Raw genomic sequence first — 21,822 nt, 5'->3', positions numbered from 1 at the left:
GAAACGGAACGGGAACATTTCATTGACCGAAGCGCTGACCGAGAGTATGGCCATAAACGATAGCCAGACCGGAGATGCAGCGATGAACTGGAGCGTGGCGAAGGCCAAGGACAACTTCTCCGAGGTCATCCGAAAATCTCGCACCGAAGGCCCGCAGGAGATTTCTCTGCATGGCGAGGCTGCCGCCGTCGTCATCTCGGCCGAGGATTTCAGACGCCTGAAAGATCCGCGTGCGTCGCGCGACTTCAAGGACTGGCTGCTGAACGGCCCGTCTCTGGAAGGTGTCGATCTGGAACGCGACCGCCGACCGGCGAGGGAAATCGACCCCTTCTGATGTTCCTGCTCGATACCAACGTCATCAGCGAACCCAAGCGCGCGCGTCCCGATGCGGGGGTGATGGCATGGCTGGCCGACCAATTGCTCTCGGACCTACATCTCAGCGTCATCACCGTGGGCGAACTGCGACGCGGCATCGTGCGATTGGAGCCGGGACGGCGGCGTGACGATCTGGATTACTGGCTGACGGATCTCATCCTGAGATATAACTCCCGCATCCTGCCGGTCGATCTGGAGGTCACCGAGCGTTGGGCGTCTTTGGCTGAAACTGCTCGCACCTTGGGTCGCCCGTCGGAAATGACGGACGAGTTGATCGCGGCGACGGCTCACGTCCACGGCCTGACGGTGGTGACCCGAAATCTTCGCCACTTCGAACACAGCGGCTGTCGTCTGCTGTCGCCGTGGAGCGTGTGACGACCCTTCCGCCTCTGTTCGCCGACTGGTTCGCGTCGCGCGGCTGGTCGCCTCGGCGGCATCAGTTGGAGATGATCGCGGCGGGTGAAGCGGGCGGGCATGCGCTGCTGGTCGCGCCGACCGGCGGGGGCAAGACGCTGGCGGGGTTTCTGCCCAGCCTGATCGAACTGGCGGAGCGTGGACCCAGGCCGGCAACCGGGCCGGGGGCGGGGGTGCATACCCTTTATCTATCGCCGCTGAAGGCCCTGACCACCGACGTCGAACGCAATCTGATGACGCCGATCCGGGAGATCGGGCTGAACATCCACGTCGAGACGCGGACCGGCGACACGAAGCAATCCAAGCGCCAGCGTCAGCGCGACTTTCCCCCCGACATCCTGCTGACCACGCCGGAACAGCTGGCCCTGTTCTGCGCCTGGGAGGGCGCGCGGTCCTATTTCGCCGATCTGAAATGCGTCGTTCTGGACGAAGTCCACGCCATCTGGAGCGGCAAGCGGGGCGACCTGCTGGCCTTGGGCCTGGCGCGGCTGCAGAGTTTTTCACCGGCGATGCGCCGGGTGGGGCTGAGCGCGACCATCGAAGATCCGGACCTGATCCGGGGGTGGCTGGCGCCCCGACTTCCTTCTCCCCTTGCGGGAGAAGGAGTCGTCCTCGTCAAGGGCGACCCCGGCGCCCCGGCCGTGATCGACGTCCTGATCTCCGAAGGCAAGGTCCCCTGGGCGGGCCACACCGGCCGCCACGCCATCCCCGAAGTCTACGCCGCCATTCAGCGCGCGACCCTGGCCCTGATTTTCGTCAACACCCGATGGCAGTCCGAGTTCGTCTTTCAGCAGCTGTGGGCCGTCAACGACGACAACCTGCCCATCGGCCTGCACCACGGCTCCCTGGCGGCCGAACAGAGGCGCAAGATCGAGGCGGCGATGGCGCGGGGCGATCTGCGGGCCGTGGTCTGCACCTCGACCCTGGACCTGGGCATCGACTGGGGCGACGTGGACCTGGTGATCCAGATGGCGGCGCCCAAGGGCTCCAGCCGGCTGGTCCAGCGGATCGGCCGCGCCAATCACCGGCTGGACGAGCCGTCGCGCGCCCTACTGGTCCCCGCCAGCCGGTTCGAGATGCTGGAATGCCAGGCGGCGCGCGAGGCGGTGGCCGACAACGCCTTCGACTGGGAGCCGATCCATATCGGCACCTTGGACACCCTGGCCCAGCACGTGATGGGGGTGGCCTGTTCCGAAGCCTTCGACATGCAGGCCCTGTATGATGAGATCACCGGCTGCGGCCCCTATCGCGCCCTGACCTGGGAGCAGTTCGAGGAGGTGGTCGATTTCGTCGCCACCGGCGGATACGCGCTGCGCACCTATGACCGCTTCGCCCGCATTGTCCGCACTCCCGACGGCCGCTGGAAGGCTCGCACCAAGGACATCGCCCAGCGGCACCGGATGAATGTCGGCGCCATCGTCTCGGCCGGGACGCTGAACGTGCGGGTGGCCAGCCGACGGGGCGGGGCGTCGCGCCAGCTGATCGGCGGCCGCAAGGTCGGCGAGGCCGAAGAGTGGTATTTCGAACAGCTGACGCCCGGCGACACCTTCCTGTTCGCCGGCCAGGTCTGGGCGTTCCAGGGCATCACCGGCACCGACGCCCTGGTCACCCACGCCAACGACAAGGACCCCAAGATCCCGTCCTGGGGCGGGTCGAAGTTCCCGCTGTCGACGTCGCTGGCCGACCGGGTGCGGACGATGATCCACGACCGCGACCACTGGCGCGTCCTGCCGCCCGACGTGCAGGAATGGCTGGAGCTTCAGGAGACCCGTTCGGTCATTCCCAATGCGGAATCCATGCTGGTCGAGACCTTTCCGCGCGGCAGCCGGCATTTCCTGGTCGCCTATCCGTTCGAAGGCAATCTGGCCCACACCACCCTGTGCATGCTGCTGACGCGGCGGCTGGACCGGATGGGCGTCGGGCCTCTGGGCTTCGTCGTCACCGACTATTCGCTGGCCATCTGGTCGATCAAGCCGATGGACGGGATCGATCTGGACGCCCTGTTCCAGTCCGACATGCTGGGCGACGATCTGGAGGCCTGGCTGGAGGAAAGCTTCATGATGAAGCGGTCCTTCCGCAATTGCGCCCTGATCTCGGGCTTGATCGAACGCCGCCAGCCGGGCGCCGAGAAGACCGGCCGCCAGGTGACCTTTTCCACCGACCTGATCTACGACGTGCTGCGCCGCCACCAACCCGACCATCTGCTGCTCAAGACCGCCCGCGCCGACGCCGCCTCGGGCCTGCTGGACGTGGCGCGGCTGGGCCAGATGCTGGCGCGGATCGAGGGCCGGATCCGGCATCAGCCCCTGACGCGGCCCTCGCCCTTCTGCGTGCCGGTTCTGGTCCAGATCGGGCGCGAGCGGGTGGGCGGGGACGCCGCCGAGATGATCCTGGACGAGAGCGCCGACCTGCTGATCGCAGAGGTCATGGACGACGCCGAACCCGGCGAGGCCGCATGAACGCCACCTTGCGCCAGACCCTTTCACCCGCCCGCAAGACCTGCGGGTCGTTGAGCGTGCGGATCGCGGGCGAGGCCTGCGTGCTGCGCTGTTCCGGGGCCATGTGGGTTCCGGCCCACAGCGCCCTGATCGTCGCGGATCTGCACCTGGAAAAGGGGTCCGCCTTCGCCGTGCGCGGACAGTTGCTGCCGCCCTATGACAGCCGTGCGACGCTGGACAAGCTTGAGGCCGAGATCGACGATCTGGCACCGGCCATGGTCGTGCTGTTGGGCGACAGTTTCCATGACACGAAGGCGATCCCCCGTATGGCCCCTGAAGACCGCACGAGGCTGGACCGGCTGGCGGCGGGGCGCGACTGGCTGTGGCTGGAGGGCAATCATGACCGCGAGGCCCTGAACCACAGCATGGCGCGCGATGCGGACGCGGCGGCCCGCCTGCCCGGCCGCATCGTCGGCGATATCGCCCTGGGCGCCCTTCGCTTGACGCATGAGCCGGAACCGCTCACGGCCGACGACGACCGGCGCGGCGAGGTCGCGGGCCACCTGCATCCCGCCGCGCGCGTCGCCGCCTATGGACGCGGCGTGCGGCGGCCGTGTTTCGTCACGGACGGATCGCGCATCATCCTTCCGGCCTTCGGCGCCTTCACCGGCGGATTGAACGTGCGCGATCCCGCCATCGCCGATCTGTTCGCCGCCCCGCCCCTGGCCGCCGCCCTGGGACGAGACCGGGTCCACGCCCTGGCCTGGGACGTGCTGCGATAGGTCGTTCGTAAACCGTTCAGCACGTCGCTTCACCGCATCTTGGCGGACGGCGATGCAGGATGACGGCGGATCAAGGATCACGGACCCCGCCTCATGCTCACGCCCCGCCGCATCGTCATGGCCGGCCGCCTCGGCTTCGCCATGGCGGCCCTAGGCATGGCCGTCCTGATGCTGGGACCGTTCCAGGGGCTGGAGCAGGTCTTCGGCCTGAACGACAAGGCCGCGCATGTGATCGCCTTCTATGGCCTGGCCAGCGGCCTGTTCCTGATCGCGCCCAGCCAGCGCCGCGACGACCTGGCCCTCTATGTCATCGCCGCCGCCTTCGGCGTCGAACTGCTGCAAGCCCTGACCGGACGCAGCGTCTCCATCATCGACTTCCTGGCCGGCGCCGCAGGCGTCACGGCCGCCTGGGCGCCCGGCCGTATCGAGCAACTTCGCCAGTCGTTCCGCCGCCATCCCGACCTGACCCTGACCGAGATCGACCGCCTGGACCGCCGCCTACGCCGCCGCCGCGCCTCGACCGGCCCGTCCACCGTGAACGCCGTCCAGCGCCCCTAAGGCGCCACCCACTCCAGCGGCGTTCCTCTGTCGGCCTCCACCGGCTCAATGAACCGGCGCATGAGGCCTTGAGGTCGGGCAGGTCGCGCCCATCCTCCGTATTGACGATGATCCTCGCCGTCATCAGCGGCGGGCGCTGAATCAATCTCCTCCGGCAATGCCGCGCGCTCGGTTTACCGGAACGCGGCGGAAACCTGTCGGCGCCGTCCCACTCTGCGAGCCTGCTCACAACTTGCTTCCGATCAGATTCCGTCTTCGGACGGCGAAATCTGCTGGTGATAGTTTACTGGGGGCCAGTCTCGAATGATCATTTCGATATAGTCGGCCGAGCCGGAGCCACCGGCGACGAAGTCCAGCTCTCGCGGCGTCAGTAGACGCTCAACGAGTCGCGCCGCCTTCATGTCATGCGTATTCTTCACGGCTTTACCCACTTCACCTCGGTTGCACAGGACATCGACCTTCAGCGGTTGGACGGCGCCTGTCTTTCGAAATGCACCGGCGAGTTTTCCACTCTTGGAAACATCCCCGCGCTCGTGCTGACGCATGCCGGCCACATGAGAGACATCTTTTCTCCTGGCTAGGAGACGGCGACCGAGAATTCCTCCACACAAGGTCTACTGGAATCCCGACCACGCCCGATTGAGACTCACCGAGCGATGCCACGACTCAAGAAAGCTGACGAACTCGACGTCCAAATAGGGGCGGCGATAAAGGCGCGTCGCATGGGGCTCGGGTGGAGTCAGGCAGAACTCGCCGGCCGCATAGACGTGACATATCAGCAAGTTCAGAAGTATGAGTCTGGAACCAATCGCGTGTCCGCCGCCGTGTTGGCGAAGATCTCTTCAGCGCTCGGATGTGAGTTGGCCGCGTTGGTGCCCTCAGGAGAGAGGGTGGACGCGCCGTCCGATCTCCAGGCGCTTTATTCTGCAGCCAGCGAACTCCCGCCAGAAAAGCTGCGTATCCTCCTGGACGTGGCCCTGACCTTTCGCCAGGCCCTGTCCTCAAAGGCCGCCCCCCGGGCGGGATACAACCGGGCGAAGTGACCTGTGAGCGTTGTCCCCGCCTCCCATATCAACGAACGGCTTAACCGCCTCACTCGCCAAGAACGTCGCTGTCTTGAGGGCGTCGCCGATCATCTTCAGGCTTCTCAGATCGCCGATCGTCTGGGATTGGCGACCGCCACGGTAGAGTCCCATCTTGCGCAGGCAAGACGGAAGCTTGGCGTTACCAGCAGTCGTGCGGCCGTTCAGTTGATCCGACAGGCCGGCCATCTCCATACTGGGTATGGAGGGGGTTTTTCCCGGATCGTCATTGATGCGGGCGACGTGACATCGGAGGAGCCGAAAGGAACCGCCGATGCCGCAGATCAGAATTCCCGAGACGCTTCCCCAATGGAGATGGGAGGATCTCCAGTCGCTCCTGGAGGAGGCGTCCAATACAGCGCCCCACCGGGCGGCCGTCCTACACATGATGCAGGCGACCCGCATTTCGGCGTCGGCGCTTCCGCCGCTCGATCTGCTGAGGGAGATACTCGCCTTGGGCGCCTTGGCCCACAGTCGGGCCTCTTCAAGATCTCCAGAATTCCACCCCGCGGCCTCGTGCCTCGGATCGGCCTGACCCTCATCACAGCCTTGCTGCTGGTGGTGATCCTGGCCGTCCTTGTCTCGGTCCATACGCTCCTCCAGTAGCCTCATAAAACGGAGCTACCACATGTCTCGCGCCGCCTTTGGCCAGGAACTGGCCCGCCGCCTCTACGCCACCGAACACGCTCTCGATACGGCTCTGTCCGAAGCCGCCCTTCTCGTATCCAGCATGACCGTTGGGCGGATGGATAACAGGATCTCGGCGGTGATCGGCCAAGACGCCTTGGAGAACATCCTGACCGCCATGAATACCGTGGGCGCCGCCAGGGCGGCCGTGATCGCCGCTCACCACCAGATGAAGGGGGATGCAGAGCGCATGCGCATCGACTGGCGGCTGGCAGGGCCCGAGGCGAAACCAGAGGGTGATCAAACCATTCGCCCGAGCGCTCGCCTGACGGCAGTGGCTTGAGGATCTGTCGCTGAGCGCCTCTTCCGCCACTTGGATCTATTGGGGGCTGGCCTTCGCCAGCCTCCTTTGGTGCACCTGCCGGGGCCTTCGCCCGGAACGCATCGCCGCAGGGGTGGTTCTGGCCGCCTTCGTGGCCACCCAAATCGCGACACCGCTAGAGATTGCAGATTGGCGCGTCGGCGTGGCTGCGGTCGATGCCATTGGATTCAGCCTTCTGATGGGCCTCGCCGTCCGCTTCGACCGGTGGTGGTTGATCGGCGCGGCCGCAATCCAGTTCGTGACCGTGCTGACCCACTTTGTCGGATTTGTTGAGCCCGACCTTCTCTTGCGGACCAATGTGCTTGTTCGATGGATCCTTGGTCTGGCCTTGCTCGGCCTGCTCGCTGTCGCTCCCGCCGAGGCCATGCGATTGCAGGGTTTGGATGCTCGCTCCTAACCCCGGCGCCGCATCTAGGCGGCGTAGCCGGCGACGAAGGGGTCGTATTGCCCGGTCAGCCGCTTGGAAATGTCCTCAGCGGGATAGCCGTTTTCGATGAGATAGCGAACGACGCGGTCATAGAACATCTTCAGCCCGTCGCAGAACACCGAGGGATTGTTAAAGCGCCCTTCCGATGACCAGCGGTTCTCGATATCGCCGCCGCCGCAGATGGCCAACCAACGACAACCCGAGCAGGCGTCCGGCGGCGTCTGCAGGGCGGTATAAAGCTCGTCGAAACACGGATCTCGAAGATAGGCTTCAAGAGACGTTGACGACAAATTAGCCACCGGAGCCGCCTGCTGCCAGGCCGCAGCAGGAATGTAACTGTCGTCGACCTTCAGATCACCGTTTGAATGGACCACGAGGACATGGTTGCCGATGACGTGTATCTCGTCGGCTCTGAGCCGCGCCATGGCCGCCCGCCCCGCTTCCGAAACATAGGCCTTCTGGAATCGGCGCAAAAGGGTGGCTACTTCCCTGACATAGATGTCGCCTCGCGAAACCCATGCGTCGAAGATCGCGCAAAGCGCGCGGCCATAATCCTCCGCAGTCCTTCCGTCCGGAATTCCGTCGTCATGGCTGCAATCCGGCAGCAGATAGCCTTGGGTTCCGATGCCCAGCACTTCCGCGAAATAGTCGATGATTTGCCGATAGTCCTGAGCGGCGTCCAGGACGGTGAGACTGCCGACCCGCGCTCGGAAAAACTCTGTGTCGGCGTCGCGAAGCTGGGTCAGACCGCGTTCGATCGTAGCGGTCGATCCTTTTCCATTGTGGAAGGGACGGTTCGGGTCATTGATCGCCGGCGGCCCATCGACGCTGACCCCGATCGCCACCTTGTTGCGAAGCAAGACCGCATTCCATTCCGGGGAAAACCGGGTGCCATTGGTCTGGATCGCGAGATTGATCCGGCAAGTCGGCGTCGCCATACCCTTGAAGCGCGCGCACATCTGATCGAAGTCGGCCACCCGTTGCAGCATCGGTTCGCCGCCATGAAAGACGACATCGACTTCGTCAATGTCGAGCGCGACGATCCCAGCCCTAAGGAACTGCTCCAGCTGCTCGGAGATGCCCAAAGAGGCTCTCGCCGGGCGATCTTTGTAGCTTTGGTCGCCCCCGAAAAAATAATAGCAGTAGGAGCAGGCGAGATTGCATCGCTCCACGACCTTGAAGATGACCTGAAGGCGGCGAACCTTCAGCTTCCGCTCCGCCCAACGCGTCATGGAGTTTCCCATCGTACAACTGAATGGTACGGCGCCGCCGCCGGTCGGCGGCGACGCCGATCCGGCTAGGCCGCGACTTCAGCCTGTTCTTCTTTCACGGCCTCGTGCTTCTGAGCATAGCTCGAGAACATGCCTTGGGCGAAGGAGCCCTCACCGCTCTGGGCATAGCTCGAGCCGAAGCCCATGGCGTGCTCGCCGGCGCCGGAGACGAAATCGATTTCTTCGTTGGTCAGCAGGCGCATGACGACGCCGTTCTGGACTTCGGAGGCGGCGCCGTACTGGGCTTCCAGATCGGCCGTCAGATTCTTGCTCATTCTCGATCTCCACATTCTCGCGCCTTATTGCGCTGGGTCATGCTTCATCGGTTTTTGGTCGGCGTATTACGGAAATCCGTTTTGCTTTTTACTGATTCCGACATCATGCCGCCTCGACCTGCGCCGCCTTGTCGACGGGCGGTCGAAGCCTCTCTGTGAGCGTGCCCTGATTCATCTCGAAGACGCGGTCGGCGCGCGCGATAAGGGCCGGCCTGTGGGCGACCGCGATACGGGTCATCGGCAGTTTGCAGACCAGATCCACGATCCGCCCTTCAGTCTGTTCGTCCAGGTTCGCGGTGCCCTCGTCCAGAAACAGAACAGAAGGTTGGCGATAGAGGGCGCGCGCAAGGAGCACCCGCTGCTTTTGGCCGCCCGATAGGGAAGAGCCCATGTCCCCGACAAGGGTGAGATATTGCATCGGCATAGCCGCTATATCGTCATGAACGCAGGCGGAGGCTGCGGCGACCTTTACACGCGACATGTCCAGATCCGGATCAAAGAAGGAGATGTTGTCGGCCAGAGAGCCGGAAAGGAGCCGATCGTCCTGTGATACAAACCCCGCTCGCTCGCGCCAGCGACGCCAGATGGGCGGCGTAGCCTGACGCCCAGCGAGACGCAGCGCGCCGGACGTCGGCTGAAGCAGCCCCATCATCAGCTTCATCAAAGTGGTCTTTCCTCCGCCCGAGGCGCCCGTGATGACCACGAGTTCGCCCTTGCGAATGGTCAGGGACGTAGAGGCGACGATCTGACGACCTGAAGCGTCGTAGGCGAAGGTGACCTGATCGAGCACGATGTCGCCTTCACCTACAAAATCGTCCGCACCACCCCGGTCCTCCTCGGGGGCGGCATGAGAAATGTCGGACAAGCGCTCAAGGTGAAGCTTGACCATGCGGAAGGAGATGAAAGTTCCGATCAGGGCGTTTGATCGGTCCGTGAACATCTGCCGATAGGCCAGAAAGGCCGTCAGCATCCCGATGGTGAACCCTTCTCCGTCGAGGACCAGATTGGCTCCGAAATAGAGCACCGCAACGAGTTGCAGGGCGCCGAGAAGAGATTGGGAGAACTGGAGGATGACAGTGAACCGGCCGAGCCTGATGCTGCTATTGGTGGCGCGAGCGAATAGATTGCGCCATCCGCCTTCCCGCTCCGCCTCGCGCCCCATAAGCCGAATGACGGCGGCGGCCCGAACAGTCTCCATCAGATAGGTCTGCTCGCGCGCGACCTCCGCCAGCCGAGCCTCGGAGGCGCGGCGCATCGGCCCATAGAGGATTGCCGCCGTGGCGGCGGTGAACAGGGTCGCGCCAACCACGATCCAGGCCAGAACCGGGGCATAGAGGAACATGATGGCGAGCGCGACGACACTCATCACCCCGTCGATGCCGCTCGACAGGAGACCGCGCGCGAGGGTCTCCTGCACGGACGCGGCGGAGGAGAGCCGCGACATCACGTCCCCGACATGGCGCTTATCGAAGAAGGACGGCGGAAGCCGAAGCAGGTGGCGGACGATGTTGCCCAGCACCTGGTAGCTCATCGAGTTAATGAGGACGGATAAGGTCCAGCCGCGCATCGCCTCGATGGTCGCGGTCATCAGAGCCACGCCAACGAAGGCTCCCGCGATCAGGGTCAGGAGCGAGGCGTCACTTTGCGCGAGAGCCCCGTCGATGACCAGTTGAAGCTGGAAGGGGGCGACAAAGACGAGGAGTTGCAGGATTCCGGACAAGACCAAAAGCTGGCCGCCCGCGCCCAAAAGGCCGCTGAGTCGAGACCAGAGGTCCGACACGCGTATCGCCTGCCGATCCGAGATGGGCTTGAACCCGACATCCGGGCGGAGTTCCAGGATGACGCCCGTGAAGCTGCGTGAGAGATCGTCCCAACCGACCCGACGCCGCCCGACTGCGGGATCCAGGATGACGGCGTAGTCGCGCCCCACTTCTTCGAGCACCACGAAATGCTGCAGGTTCCAGTGCAGGATAGCCGGCAGGTGAACCTTGGACAGGCCCTCCATTTCGACGCGAAGCGCGCGCGATGAGAAGTCCAGGCGGTCCGCATAGTCAATCAGTTGGCGAAGGGTCGCCCCCGTGATCGAGACGCTGAAGCGCTGACGCAGGCTGTTGAGGTCGGTGTCATGGCCATGATGACGCGCGACCATGGCCAGACAGGCTAGGCCGCATTCCGCAGCCTCGCTGGCAAGCACCGGTTGGATCCGGCGGCGTCGCCGAAACCGGCTTTCGATCGCATCCCCGATCATGAGCGTCTCCCAGCGTCGCGAATGGGGTCGGTCAACCACTGCAGCAAGGTCCGACGACCGGTGACGATCGAAGCGCGCAGGGTCATTCCGGCCTGAACGTTGGAACGTTGGCCATAGACGGAAATTTCAGGCGTCCGTAGGCTGGCGCGCACCCGGTAAAGCGGCTCAACGGATTGTCCCGGAAGACCCGCAGCGGGCGTGACCGGCGCGCCGGATATGCTGGTCAGCACGCCATCGCCAGCGCCAAAGCGCTGGTGGGGAAAGGCGTCGTACTGCAGGCGGACCGCCTGACCGACACGCAGCATGCCGATCGATCGGACGGGTACCTGCAGTTCGGCCTCCAGGCGCCCGTCGCCGGGGACTACGATGGCTAAGACCCGGCTCGAATCCACCGGCTCGCCTGGCGAAGCGGATAGGGCGACGACACGACCGTTGATCGGGCTCGATAGCGCCCAACGATTTCGGGCCTGAACCTCGGCGCGTTGTTGCTCGTACTGGGCGGCGGCGCCATCGAGTTCTGCCTGACGTCGCAGTTCCGATTGCCGGCCGGCTTCGAGCAGGCTCCGTGTCTGTTCCATCTCTCCGCCGAGGGTGACCAGGTCGCTCTCGGCGTCATCGAGATCGGCCTGAGCCTGTATCACTGTCGTGGTCCGCACCGCCCGCTCGCGCTCGGGCGCGAAGCCGTTCTCAGCCAACTGCTCGATGCGCGCCAGGTCGCGCGTGGCCAGAGCCAGCGCCTGACGGCGTCCATCCGCTCGCCTACGTCCAGCGACCAGGCGGCCCTGTTGCGCGGTGAGCAGAGCCGTCAGTCGAGCCTGCTCGGCCAGTAGCGTCTGATGCTCGGCTTGGCTGCGGCGACGAACCGCCTCCTGTTCCCGGTCCAGGGCGGCGCCTGCCAAGGTCGCCATCTCTGCTGCCTGGGAAGACGAAGTCAGGATCGATTCGGAAGCCGCGATCTCCATCAGCGCCTGTCCGCGCCGCACCACCTGTCCCTCGGAAACGAGCAGTCGATCGACCCGCCCCGTCGAGGGAGAAACCAGCCGCGACATGCCCGACTGAGGTGTGATGACGCCGGAGACCAACTCCCTGCGCCCATAGGGCACAACGCAGGCTGCGGCCACAGCGACGGCGACGAAGACGGCGAGGATCATCGTCACCGTCGAGGTCGTAAGGGGGACGGCGAGATTGACCTCGCCTTCGATTCTCCGCTCCGACGCCTGTATCGCCTCCGGCCTAAACAGCGTCATGGACGCCCTCACGCAAACCTGCATCCAAGATCCGGAAGCTTGCGGTCGGCTCGGGCAGAGCTGCGCATTGAAGGACCACCGGCACGTCGTTCGCGATGATCGTAAGCGTCTTCGCCTGATCGCAAGTTCGCCGCGCAGCCAGATAGGCGCCCCGCGCATCGGCGGCGACATCGACACCGGCGACCCGCGAGATTCTGGCTCGGCTCGGCAGAACCTCGCACACGGTATCGACGTCCAAGGTCACCCCTGCCGGCTCGTCGAAGAAACCGTACGAGGCGGATTCGCAGTTGGCGGCCAGGAGCGGATGAAGCAAGGCGATCCGGTAGTCGCCAGCTGCCCCCTCATGAACGATGGCGCCGCCTGCTGCACCGACAGCTTCGACCAGACGTTCGGGCGAACCGCCTTTTAGGAAGAGTCTCCACGTCGGAGCGTCCCAACCCATTTGCTCCAAGACGGCGTCTATATCATCCCGGCCGTACCGCCCGGTTCCCGAGCGCGCGGCGCGCGACACGAGCGCACGCCAGAACGCATAATGGTCGGCGCCCTGCCTGCGAAGATCGAGGTCGAGCAGCCAACTGGCGACGGCTCCGCAATCATAGTCGTAGACCCGCCCCTGTCCTGCCGCCTCCAAACCAGCCGCGCCAGTCGCTACACGGCAGCGATTGAGCATGGCTCCCAAGACCCATTCATACTCCACCGCCGAGAAATCGCCGACCTCGAGGCTTATCAGTCCCCCTGTGTACTCGGCGGCGCCCTCGTAGAACCACGTCGGGACACCATCGTCAGCAGCGACCCGGGTCATGTTCCAGCGATGGAAAAGCTCATGCCGAAGTAAGGGACGTACCTGGGTCCTGAGGACATCCGCGTTGAGTCCGGCTTCAAAGCTGGGGCGGACCTCGAAAAGGACGGCGCCCTCCCGATCGACATGCGCCACGATCCCCGATGGGGCATCGGGCGTCACAGACACGCCGATCACATGACTTGAACCCGGTGCAGGCCCTAGCCTCTCCGACAGCAACTCAAGAGATTGCACCGCAGCTATCTCGATCGCCCCGCCTACCCCTTCCCGTTCCGGAGACAGGACGGCGCCTGGCGGCGTCTGGTTCTTCAAGTGGGCGATCAGGTAGGCGTCCGGCTCACATGAGGCTGAACTGGCCGCGCCTCCCGCCAGGCCGATCCTGACCTCATTCCGGCCGAAGCATTGCGGCAGGAGGCCCGGGGCGTAAATGAACCAACGGCCGCCCCCGACGGATGCGGCGAGCGGATACATTGAGCGCCGAGCGTCACGCCCCACCTCGACCGAAAAACGCCTTGCGTCAGAGGGGTCATGCACTGTCTCCAACCCTGATGCGGCGCCGATTTCGGCGGACAGCCGCACCGCCGTTTCAGCGTCGGGCGCCCGATAGTCCAGGCGAACACCGTCCTGCGATGGTGAGAGGTCGACCGCGACTGGCGAGGAGCTACAGGCGGCGACAATCGCACAAGCGGCGATAACGACGGCAGAACAGATCTTATCAAACACTGGCGCGCACTTCTTCGGACCAAGCCACAGGGATGGTGGAGGAGTCTGACGCACCGCGTTTCAGCTTACCGGGCGTGACGCCCCATCTCGCCTTGAAGGCCGCCGTGAAATGGCCTTGGCTCGAAAAACCCGCCGCATAAGCGATCTCTCCCAAGGAGCTCTGCTTCTGCTCGACCAAGGTTCTGGCGACTTCAAGGCGGCGGTTTAGAACATATGCGGCTGCGGTCGTTCCCAAGTTCTCGCCGAAAAGACGCGAAAGCTGGGCGACCGATAGGCGCGAGACCTGGCAGAGATCGCCGACCTTCAATGAAGCGCCAAGATTAGCGTCGACATAGGCGACTAGGCGATCCAGGATTTGGCGATCGCGTTGCCCGTCCCCCCCAGACAGCGCGTCGGACGCCATCGCGATAAGGAGGCTGGCGCGAACACGGAGCTCCTTTCGAGCATAGAGGTCGAGTTTCTCCTCCCGTGCCCGCTCGATGAAACGATCAAGCTCATCTCGCAGGCGAGGCGCGTCCAGGACACCGGAAGCAAGCCGGGAACGAGCACGTTCCAGAGGCTCATGCGCCCCCGTCGCGATAGGCCTTGAACAGAGCAAAAGAAAGCGATCGATGCCTTCGACCGTCCCTTCACGACGCTCTCTCATGCTGACGATTACGCCGCTGGCGCGGTTGAGGTCAGGCGCTAGGGCGATCACGTACTCCGGCGGCGCGTGAAGCCACTCGAAGACCTGCGATGACTCCAACTGAACCAAGGCCAAGGCCAATCTCGCGTCCCCCGACACAACTGTTGAGCATCAACTCACAATCGTATCAAGCCCATGTCAAGCTGCCATGTGGGCGACTTGGCGCAGCCCCCTCGTCTCCTAGGTCAGCACGCATGCAAGGCGAGCCGTCTCAAAGCCTTGCATCGACTTGCCCAGGGGCTCCCATGACAATTGCGCGGCAGCCGCCCTCTCTGCCGTCGCAGCGGAGCGCTCCGCCCACCAGCCCATGGCGGGCTTCTTTCATCACCTGCTTTTGCGGGAGCCAAGGGCGGGTGGCCGCGTAAACAAACTGACCTGCCCATTGGGCGTCAAACGATGTCTGCGCATCGCGAACTCTGCGGTGCTTCTCGAATGCGATGACGACCGCAGCGGCCGCATCACCGCCGCGGCGGGTCGGAAGGACGACCGCACCGGACGCGGCAGATCGTCGCGGCTATCACGTTGTACGTCACGAGGTCGCAGTCAATTGAAGACGGGACCAATCAGGCTTCTCCAGCCTGCGCGGTTGGTTTGCGACGGTCGCCAATCCCGCGACGACAGCGCTTTGCATCGCTCTGAAGACAATTTGTGGAGAGGGCATCCCCAGTAATAATGCGCTGATCCACACACTCTGAGCGCGAACAACCGGCCTTCAGCGCCAACGAAACCAGCCTTGCTGGAAAGTAACGCCAATCTAACTATTTACCTTAAGTTGTGACTCAGTGAACATGCTTCCAGATCTGGAGGACTGACTCATGATCAATGCCATGGCCGAAGGGCTCGGCCGATCGGATCAAGCCGCAGACGCCACAGGCGTCGTCGATCGCGACTGGATGATCCACTCCGTGGAGTCGATGCTGCGGCAGGCGTTTCCGACCCTCATCATCGTAGGAAGCCAGGCGTCGATCTATTTCAACGACGCCTGTCGCGCGCTTCTGCCGCTGTCGGCTTCGCAGGGGGGCGTATTCGGGGACATGGCGCCGTCCCTGTCGTCCCAACTTGCGGCGACCGTCGCGGCGGCCTGGGCCGGCGACGCGGGAACCTGCGACGACATCGGGCTGCATATCGATCGCCCGGAGGGCTCGCGGGAGACCTGGGTCACGGCGGCCGTCACGCCTATCGCCCGCGACGGCAAGGTTCACGCCGTTCTGTGCGTGCTCCGCGATATCACCGAGGAAAGGGGCCTACTCGCGCGTCTTATAACCGCAGAATCGACTTTGGACTCACTGGCGACCTTGGCCCCCCTCTTCCTGTGGCGCCTGGACACCCGCGGCGTCATCCGATGGATGAACGACCGATGTCAGACCTATCTGGGCGTCAGCCTGCCGCAAGCGCGGTCGGACGGCTGGATGAGTTGGCTTCATCCGGCCGAGCGGGACCGCGTCATCGCGGACTGGGGTCGCGCCGTCACCTTGGCCAAACCCTTCGAAAGCCGGCACAGGCTCCGTTGCGCAGGCGGCATCTATCGCTGGTTCACCATTCGCGCCCTGCCCCAGTTCGACGAGCGCGGAGAGTTGTTCGAATGGCATTCAGCGGCTTTGGAAGTCCTGAACGCAGAAAACGCCGCGCCCGAGCGCCGGCTGCTCTGGACGGTCGATGTCGCCGACTGGACCCGTCGCTTTCTCAACATCGACACCCAGACGACCTGGCCGGGGGATCGCCCCTCCGTCATAGCCTGGAGCGACCAGCTCGCAGCGGTTCTTGAGGAGGACCGCCCCGCGTTTCGTTCGGCGATTGAGACGCTGATGACGGGCAGGTCCATCGAGGCCGCCTATCGTGTTCGCGATCGCGGCGGGCGTTTGCTGACGGTCGAGGACACCGCCTTTCCATTGATCGAGGCGGATGGGACGATCAGCCGGTTCGTTGGCGAGTCCCGGATTCGCGCCCAAGCCGGCAAGACGGTTTTGCTCATCGACCCTGCGCGCCGGGGTTGCCAGGTTCGCCGCGCGCTTGAGAGCGATGACGTCCGGGTGGACGTGACCAGCGCCCTGGACCAGACGCTCCGGACACGCACCGGCGTTCAAACGGTCGTCTACTGTTCCGACTCTACAGTCGTGGACATCCTAAGTGCGACGGAGGTCGTCGGACGCGAGCTGCCTGACGTTCCTCTGGTCATACTGGGAGACCCATTGGCGACGCCGCGCGAAGTCATCGCTCTGCACAACTCGGGGGTCGTCGATCTTCTGTCCTATGGAGACACCGAAGAGACCCACATCGCCGCAATTCGGGCTCACTGCGGAATCTCCAATGATAACATTGACCTGTCGCTACCTAGTAGGCCTACCAGGCAGGCCTTGGCCCGGTTATCTCCACGTGAACGGGAAATTCTGGAACACGCGGTCTTGGGCGGTACGTCCAAGACGATCGGGCGGTTGCTCGGCATCAGCCCACGGACCGTCGACTACCATCGCGGCAAGGCGCTGGACAAACTCGGCATGAGGTCGGTCAGCCAGGCGGGAGACCTTTTCACCCCCCGGCAAGCCCTACCCGCGAGCCGCTACTAGGCGACGAAAGTAGGTCCCCTGCGCGACATCCAGGAAATCGCAATCGCGTCATGATTGTGTCCATAGCCGCATAGCCTCTCCATCTGGGAGCGGAAGTCTCCCGTGCTGGGAGAAGTGCAATGTCGGCAAAGGGTTGGAAAAGCGGATCCGCCGTTCTTGGGAATGGGACGACGCGCGCGACACGGCTATTAGTCGCGACAGTCTATATCATCGGTGCGCTGGCGCCCTTTGGATTGCTCGTCACGCCTGAACGCGCGCGGGCCCAGACAAGCCTGGTCAGCGTCTGCTCCGGCGTCTCCCTGCCGCGTTCTGTGGTCACAGACATCATGGGCCCCGTCATCACCGGCGTCGTGACGCCGCTCGAAGATATCCTCGACGGCCTCCTGGGCATCCTGGTCCCCGACGTCGATGTGGGCGCGGACGATCTGCTGAACGACGCCGCGAGCGGCCAGAACATCAACCTCCAGGTTCTCGACGTGAACGGCGGCCTGGTCGATCCCGACAACGAATGCATCAATCAGGCGGACGGCTTCACCCTGGCGGAGGAAGCGGGCATCGCCATCGGCGGTAACCAGATCACCGGGCTCGGCGCAGGCGGGGCCATCGCCGTGGCCGGCGAGGCGAACTCCATCGCGTTCGGCAACGGCGCGCTGACCGCAGCCACTTCCGCCGACGCCATCGCTCTCGGCCGGGACGCCGAGGTGCTCGGCGGCGCCGCCGGCTCGATCGCCTTCGGCGCGGACGCCTCCGTGGCTGTCGCCAACAGTCTCGCCCTCGGGTCGGGCAGCACAGCGCTTCGCGGCGCCCAGACGGGCTACTCCCCCCTTGGCGTCGTTGATCCTCAAAACTCGGTCGGCGAGGTGTCCTTCGGCGCCGTTGGCGCGGAACGCCAGTTGACCAATGTTGCGGCCGGCTCAGCAGACACTGACGCCGTCAACTTGCGGCAGCTCCGGGGTGTGGCCACGAGCATCGACGCCCTCGCCGCCCTGGCCGTCACCTATGACGACAGCACCGCCGCGACCCTGACCCTCGGCGGCGCGACAGGCACGCGCATCACCAATTTGACCGCCGGTCTTTTGGCCCCCGGGTCCACCGACGCCGTCAGCGGCGCTCAACTGTTCGGTCTGGGTTCCAGCCTGGCGGCCGAGATCGGCGGCAGCACTGTCTTCGATCCCGCCTCCAGCACTCTCGACATCGGCCTGACCTATGACGGCGTGATCTATGGCAGCGTCCAGGAGGCCCTCGACGCTGTCTTCACGACGCCGGCCGGCGGCAGCCCCTTCCTGGCCGTCAACTCCGCTCTGGGCGGCGCCCTGGCCGGAGGCTTGAATTCGACGGCCGTCGGCCCTGCAGCTTCGGCCAGCGCCGACAATAGCGTCGCCTTGGGCGCTTCCAGCACGGCGACGCGTGGCGCGCTCGCCGCCTATGCGGCCCTAGGTCTGGACACGCCGCAAATCTCATCGGGCGAAGTCTCCATCGGCGCCGTCGGCGCGGAACGTCAGCTGACCAATGTGGCCGCCGGATCCGCTGTCACCGACGCCGTCAACGTGGGCCAGTTGCAGGGTGTGTCAGACGACCTTCAGGCTCTGGCGGACGTCGCCGTCGCCTACGACGATTCGACGGGCGCCAGCCTGACGCTCGCCGGTATAGGCGGGACAGTCATCAGCAATGTCGCCGCAGGCGATCTGAGCGCCGCATCGACAGAAGCCGTCAATGGCTCGCAGTTGTTCGCCACCAATACCCAGGTGGCCGCCAGCGTGAACGCGATCGACGAGCTCGGCACAGATCTGGACACCCTCGCGCAAACGGCCGTCCAGTATGACGACATTCTGGCGGGTCGCGTCACCCTGGCGGGTGTTGACGGCACCGTCATCGGCAATGTCGCCGCCGGCGCCCTGACCTCAACCTCGACCGAGGCGGTCAACGGCGCTCAGCTGTTCGCCACCAACACCCAGGTCGGGATCAACACGACCGCCATCACCAACCTCAGCACCGACCTGGGCGCGCTTTCCGACACGGCCGTCATGTATGACGATCTGCTGGCGGGACGCGTCACCCTGGCGGGCGTTGACGGCACCGTCATCGGCAATGTCGCCGCCGGCGCCCTGACCTCCACCTCGACCGAGGCGGTCAACGGCGCTCAGCTGTTCGCCACCAACACTCAGGTCGGAATCAACACGACCGCCATCACCAACCTCAGCACCGACTTGGGCGCCCTGTCCGACACGGCCGTCATGTATGACGATCTGGTGGCCGGTCGCGTCACTCTGGCGGGGGTCGATGGCACGGTGATCGGCAATGTCGCCGCCGGCGCCCTGTCCTCCACCTCGAACGAGGCCGTCAACGGCGCTCAGCTGTTCGCCACCAATACCCAAGTCGGAATCAACACGACCGCCATCACCAACCTCAGCACCGACTTGGGCGCCCTGTCGGATACGGCCGTCATGTATGACGATCTGCTGGCCGGTCGCGTCACTCTGGCGGGGGTCGATGGCACGGTGATCGGCAATGTCGCCGCCGGCGCCCTGTCCTCCACATCGACCGAGGCGGTGAACGGTGCTCAGCTGTTCGCCACCAACACCCAGGTCGGATTGAATACGGATGCGATTGCGGACATCGCCGCCGTCTCTGCGCTGGCGGTCGCCTATGACGACCCAAGCTTCGACGCCCTGACCCTTGCCGGCTCCGCCGGCACCACCATCAGCAATGTCGCGGCGGGCGAGCTCAGCGCCGCCTCCACCGAGGCGGTCAACGGCGCCCAACTGTTCGCGACCAACACCCAGGTCGCAGAGAATACCGCCGACATCGTCACCAACACCACCGCCATCACCACCATCACGAACAACCTGAACAATGGCGCGATCGGCGTGGTGCAATATTCGGACGCCGCCGATCCGACGACGCCGAACGGCGGGGTCCCCAGCAATGACGTGACCCTTGTGGGCGCGCTGGCCGGTCCGGTGGGCCTGCACAATGTCGCCGCCGGCCTGATTGCTTCTGGGTCGAGCGACGCCGTCAACGGCGGCCAGACCTTCGCCTTCGGACAGAGTGCGGCGGCCGGGTTCGGCGGCGGCACCGCCTTCAACCCTCTGACCAACACCCTGGATGTCGCCATCACCTATCAGGGCGTCCAGTACGCCAGCATCCAGGCCTTCCTGGACGCCCTGTCGGGTGCGCCGACGGGCGGCGGGTCCAGCGTCTATCTCGCCGTCAACTCCAACCTCGCTCCGGCGAACGCCCAAGGTCAGGACGCCGTCGCCATCGGTCCCGAATCTCAGGCCGTTGCGGACAACAGCGTCGCCCTGGGCGCCGGCAGCGTCGCCGATCGCGCCGCCCAGGCCAACTACGCGGCGCTGGGCGTCACGGGCCTTCTATCGTCGGCTGGTTCGGTCTCGTTCGGCTCTGCCGGCGCCGAACGCCAGCTCACCCATGTCGCGGCCGGCACGGCGGCGACAGACGCGGTCAACGTCGCCCAACTCCAAGGCGTGTCCGACCGGGTCGAGGCCATCGCCGGAACCGCCGTCTCCTACGATACGGCGTCCAGAGACAGCCTGACGCTGGCCGGCGCCAACGGGACCACCATCACCAATGTCGCGGCGGGCCAGGTCAACGCGACCTCGTCCGACGCGGTCAACGGGTCGCAACTGTTCGCCACCAACACCCAGGTCGCCCAGAACACGACGGCGATCACCAATCTGACCAACAACATCGCCAACGGCAGCCTCGGCCCCGTGCAATACAGCGACGGCGATGACCCCGAGACCCCGAACGGCGGCGTGCGCTCCGACGATCTGACTCTGGTCGGCGCCAGCGGCGGCGCCGTGGGTCTGCACAATGTCGCCGACGGCCGTATCGCCGCCGGCTCGACCGACGCCGTCAACGGCGGCCAGATCTATGAACTGGCTTTCGCCGCGACCAATGCGGTCCAGTACGACACCGACGCAAGCGGCGGTCGCACTAACAGCATCACCTTCCAGGGCGGCGACGCCTCGGCCCCGGTGACGCTGAACAATGTCGCGGCGGGTGCGGTCACGGCCACCTCCACTGAGGCGGTCAATGGCTCGCAGCTGTTCCAGACCAACCAGGCCGTCGCCACCGCCCAAACCACGGCCGACAGCGCCCTGGCCCTGGGTCAGAACTCGCTTCAGTACGCCGATCAGAGCCAGACCCGCGTCGTCCTGGGCCGCAGCAACGGACCGGCGGTCACTGTCAGCAATGTCGCCGCTGGCGTCGCAGACACCGACGCCGTCAACGTCCTCCAACTGCGCGAGAGCATGAACGAAGCGATTCAGCAGTCGAACACCTACACCGACATGCGGCTGGCGGCGGTCAACTACAACGTCCAGGAAGTGCGCAAGCTGGCCTTCGCCGGCACGGCGGGCGCCCTGGCGGCGGCCGGGATGCCGCAGATCGCCGAGCGCGGCAAATCGATGTTCGCAGTGGGTTACGGCACCTACGAGGGCCAGTCGGCCATGGCGATGGGCTACTCCCGGGCCCTGGGCGACGGCTCTATGGTCTTCCGCGCCGGCGCGACCTTCGACACCCAGAACCATGTCGGCGCCAACGCTGGCATCGGCTGGCGCTTCTGAATGGGCCAGGGGAGGCTCGGCCTCCCCTGGCTATTCGCCTTCATAGGCCAAGATCCACGAGGTCGTTTTCCCTTGTCCGCCCCCACCCTCACCGACGCCGAGTTTGAGACCATGAAGGCGCGGTTCATCGCCGCCGGGGATCGGTTGTCGGACCTCCAGCTTCTCGATCTCGCGGATTGCTATCACGAGATGCTCAGGCAAAGGCGCACGGGGCGGATAAGCGATCGGGAGGTCTCAGTGACGGACCCGGTGCGCATCTCTCCAGAGGATCGAACGTTTTGATGCGGCCGCGCTGAAGGACTCAGGCACGCAAGCCTCAATTGTCAGGCCACGGGC

18 protein-coding genes and 1 pseudogene are annotated in these 21,822 nt (G+C 64.9%); 11 read left to right on the top strand and 8 right to left on the bottom strand.

Annotation, left to right across the window (positions count from 1 at the left end; genetic code table 11):
* The first annotated feature begins 46 nt into the window (after nucleotides 1-46).
* From ACK4MH_RS13165 to ACK4MH_RS13145, 5 genes are all read left to right on the top strand, one after another.
* Nucleotides 47-334, top strand: a complete 288-nt coding sequence (locus tag ACK4MH_RS13165; RefSeq protein ID WP_409719110.1) for a type II toxin-antitoxin system Phd/YefM family antitoxin — start codon at nucleotides 47-49, stop codon at nucleotides 332-334.
* Nucleotides 334-750: a type II toxin-antitoxin system VapC family toxin gene (locus tag ACK4MH_RS13160; protein WP_409719108.1), complete on the top strand. Its 417-nt coding sequence runs from the start codon at nucleotides 334-336 to the stop codon at nucleotides 748-750. Before ACK4MH_RS13165 ends, ACK4MH_RS13160 begins: the two co-directional genes overlap by 1 nt.
* Entirely contained in the window at nucleotides 738-3,248 is a 2,511-nt protein-coding gene (locus ACK4MH_RS13155; protein ID WP_409719106.1) for a ligase-associated DNA damage response DEXH box helicase, read from the top strand. The genes ACK4MH_RS13160 and ACK4MH_RS13155 overlap by 13 nt, the downstream gene beginning before the upstream one ends.
* Entirely contained in the window at nucleotides 3,245-4,009 is a 765-nt protein-coding gene (pdeM, locus tag ACK4MH_RS13150; RefSeq protein WP_409719103.1) for a ligase-associated DNA damage response endonuclease PdeM, read from the top strand. Before ACK4MH_RS13155 ends, pdeM begins: the two co-directional genes overlap by 4 nt.
* Before the next feature lie 93 nt (nucleotides 4,010-4,102).
* Nucleotides 4,103-4,567, top strand: a complete 465-nt coding sequence (locus ACK4MH_RS13145; protein WP_409719101.1) for a hypothetical protein — start codon at nucleotides 4,103-4,105, stop codon at nucleotides 4,565-4,567.
* Between the two features lie 242 nt (nucleotides 4,568-4,809).
* Here ACK4MH_RS13145 and ACK4MH_RS13140 read toward each other — a convergent pair whose 3' ends face one another.
* Entirely contained in the window at nucleotides 4,810-5,121 is a 312-nt protein-coding gene (locus ACK4MH_RS13140; RefSeq protein ID WP_409719099.1) for a hypothetical protein, read from the bottom strand.
* 102 nt (nucleotides 5,122-5,223) lie between these two features.
* On the opposite strand from ACK4MH_RS13140, the gene ACK4MH_RS13135 reads away from it, so the two are divergent.
* The 4 genes from ACK4MH_RS13135 to ACK4MH_RS13120 all read left to right on the top strand — a co-directional run bounded on the left by ACK4MH_RS13135 (nucleotide 5,224) and on the right by ACK4MH_RS13120 (nucleotide 7,055).
* Nucleotides 5,224-5,610, top strand: a complete 387-nt coding sequence (locus ACK4MH_RS13135) for a helix-turn-helix domain-containing protein (RefSeq protein ID WP_409719097.1) — start codon at nucleotides 5,224-5,226, stop codon at nucleotides 5,608-5,610.
* Nucleotides 5,611-5,613: 3 nt separating this feature from the next.
* Nucleotides 5,614-6,255, top strand: coding sequence for a helix-turn-helix domain-containing protein (locus tag ACK4MH_RS13130; protein ID WP_409719095.1), 642 nt, complete (start codon nucleotides 5,614-5,616; stop codon nucleotides 6,253-6,255).
* A gap of 22 nt (nucleotides 6,256-6,277) precedes the next feature.
* Entirely contained in the window at nucleotides 6,278-6,619 is a 342-nt protein-coding gene (locus ACK4MH_RS13125; RefSeq protein ID WP_409719093.1) for a hypothetical protein, read from the top strand.
* Between the two features lie 130 nt (nucleotides 6,620-6,749).
* Complete coding sequence (locus ACK4MH_RS13120) at nucleotides 6,750-7,055, top strand: hypothetical protein (protein ID WP_409719091.1); 306 nt, start codon at nucleotides 6,750-6,752, stop codon at nucleotides 7,053-7,055.
* A gap of 14 nt (nucleotides 7,056-7,069) precedes the next feature.
* Here ACK4MH_RS13120 and ACK4MH_RS13115 read toward each other — a convergent pair whose 3' ends face one another.
* The 7 genes and pseudogenes from ACK4MH_RS13115 to ACK4MH_RS13085 all read right to left on the bottom strand — a co-directional run bounded on the left by ACK4MH_RS13115 (nucleotide 7,070) and on the right by ACK4MH_RS13085 (nucleotide 14,414).
* Complete coding sequence (locus ACK4MH_RS13115; protein WP_409719089.1) at nucleotides 7,070-8,317, bottom strand: radical SAM protein; 1,248 nt, start codon at nucleotides 8,315-8,317, stop codon at nucleotides 7,070-7,072.
* A gap of 65 nt (nucleotides 8,318-8,382) precedes the next feature.
* Complete coding sequence (locus ACK4MH_RS13110; protein ID WP_409719087.1) at nucleotides 8,383-8,631, bottom strand: hypothetical protein; 249 nt, start codon at nucleotides 8,629-8,631, stop codon at nucleotides 8,383-8,385.
* 103 nt (nucleotides 8,632-8,734) lie between these two features.
* A complete protein-coding gene (locus ACK4MH_RS13105; protein ID WP_409719182.1) occupies nucleotides 8,735-10,378 on the bottom strand; it encodes a peptidase domain-containing ABC transporter in 1,644 nt (547 codons plus the stop codon).
* A gap of 87 nt (nucleotides 10,379-10,465) precedes the next feature.
* Nucleotides 10,466-10,879, bottom strand: a pseudogene (locus ACK4MH_RS13100) (cysteine peptidase family C39 domain-containing protein); the annotation flags it as partial.
* Nucleotides 10,876-12,126, bottom strand: a complete 1,251-nt coding sequence (locus ACK4MH_RS13095) for an HlyD family secretion protein (protein ID WP_409719085.1) — start codon at nucleotides 12,124-12,126, stop codon at nucleotides 10,876-10,878. The gene ACK4MH_RS13095 and the pseudogene ACK4MH_RS13100, both read right to left, overlap by 4 nt.
* Nucleotides 12,113-13,648 carry a hypothetical protein gene (locus ACK4MH_RS13090; RefSeq protein WP_409719083.1) on the bottom strand — a complete coding sequence of 512 codons (1,536 nt, stop codon included), beginning with the start codon at nucleotides 13,646-13,648 and terminating at the stop codon, nucleotides 12,113-12,115. Before ACK4MH_RS13090 ends, ACK4MH_RS13095 begins: the two co-directional genes overlap by 14 nt.
* Nucleotides 13,641-14,414, bottom strand: coding sequence for a helix-turn-helix transcriptional regulator (locus tag ACK4MH_RS13085; protein ID WP_409719081.1), 774 nt, complete (start codon nucleotides 14,412-14,414; stop codon nucleotides 13,641-13,643). Before ACK4MH_RS13085 ends, ACK4MH_RS13090 begins: the two co-directional genes overlap by 8 nt.
* Before the next feature lie 734 nt (nucleotides 14,415-15,148).
* Between ACK4MH_RS13085 and ACK4MH_RS13080 the strand changes: the two genes are divergently transcribed.
* Together ACK4MH_RS13080 and ACK4MH_RS13075 are read left to right on the top strand one after the other, a co-directional pair.
* A complete protein-coding gene (locus ACK4MH_RS13080; RefSeq protein ID WP_409719079.1) occupies nucleotides 15,149-16,897 on the top strand; it encodes a PAS domain-containing protein in 1,749 nt (582 codons plus the stop codon).
* A 233-nt stretch (nucleotides 16,898-17,130) separates the two neighbouring features.
* A complete protein-coding gene (locus ACK4MH_RS13075; protein ID WP_409719077.1) occupies nucleotides 17,131-21,486 on the top strand; it encodes a YadA-like family protein in 4,356 nt (1,451 codons plus the stop codon).
* Nucleotides 21,487-21,822 lie beyond the last annotated feature (336 nt).

It is taken from the genome of Brevundimonas sp., from assembly GCF_046295075.1.
Classification (GTDB): domain Bacteria; phylum Pseudomonadota; class Alphaproteobacteria; order Caulobacterales; family Caulobacteraceae; genus Brevundimonas.
The sequence above is the reverse complement of the archived record's forward strand: the minus strand, read 5'-3'. Positions and strand labels throughout refer to the sequence as shown.

Excerpts from the sequence above, each read along its gene's own strand:
- ACK4MH_RS13135 (WP_409719097.1), top strand. The coding sequence starts at position 5,224 with ATGCCACGACTCAAGAAAGCTGACGAACTCGACGTCCAAATAGGGGCG.
- ACK4MH_RS13080 (WP_409719079.1), top strand. The coding sequence starts at position 15,149 with ATGATCAATGCCATGGCCGAAGGGCTCGGCCGATCGGATCAAGCCGCA.
- ACK4MH_RS13145 (WP_409719101.1), top strand. The coding sequence starts at position 4,103 with ATGCTCACGCCCCGCCGCATCGTCATGGCCGGCCGCCTCGGCTTCGCC.
- ACK4MH_RS13115 (WP_409719089.1), bottom strand. The coding sequence starts at position 8,317 with ATGACGCGTTGGGCGGAGCGGAAGCTGAAGGTTCGCCGCCTTCAGGTC.
- ACK4MH_RS13125 (WP_409719093.1), top strand. The coding sequence starts at position 6,278 with ATGTCTCGCGCCGCCTTTGGCCAGGAACTGGCCCGCCGCCTCTACGCC.
- ACK4MH_RS13160 (WP_409719108.1), top strand. The coding sequence starts at position 334 with ATGTTCCTGCTCGATACCAACGTCATCAGCGAACCCAAGCGCGCGCGT.
- ACK4MH_RS13110 (WP_409719087.1), bottom strand. The coding sequence starts at position 8,631 with ATGAGCAAGAATCTGACGGCCGATCTGGAAGCCCAGTACGGCGCCGCC.
- ACK4MH_RS13095 (WP_409719085.1), bottom strand. The coding sequence starts at position 12,126 with ATGACGCTGTTTAGGCCGGAGGCGATACAGGCGTCGGAGCGGAGAATC.
- pdeM (WP_409719103.1), top strand. The coding sequence starts at position 3,245 with ATGAACGCCACCTTGCGCCAGACCCTTTCACCCGCCCGCAAGACCTGC.
- ACK4MH_RS13165 (WP_409719110.1), top strand. The coding sequence starts at position 47 with ATGGCCATAAACGATAGCCAGACCGGAGATGCAGCGATGAACTGGAGC.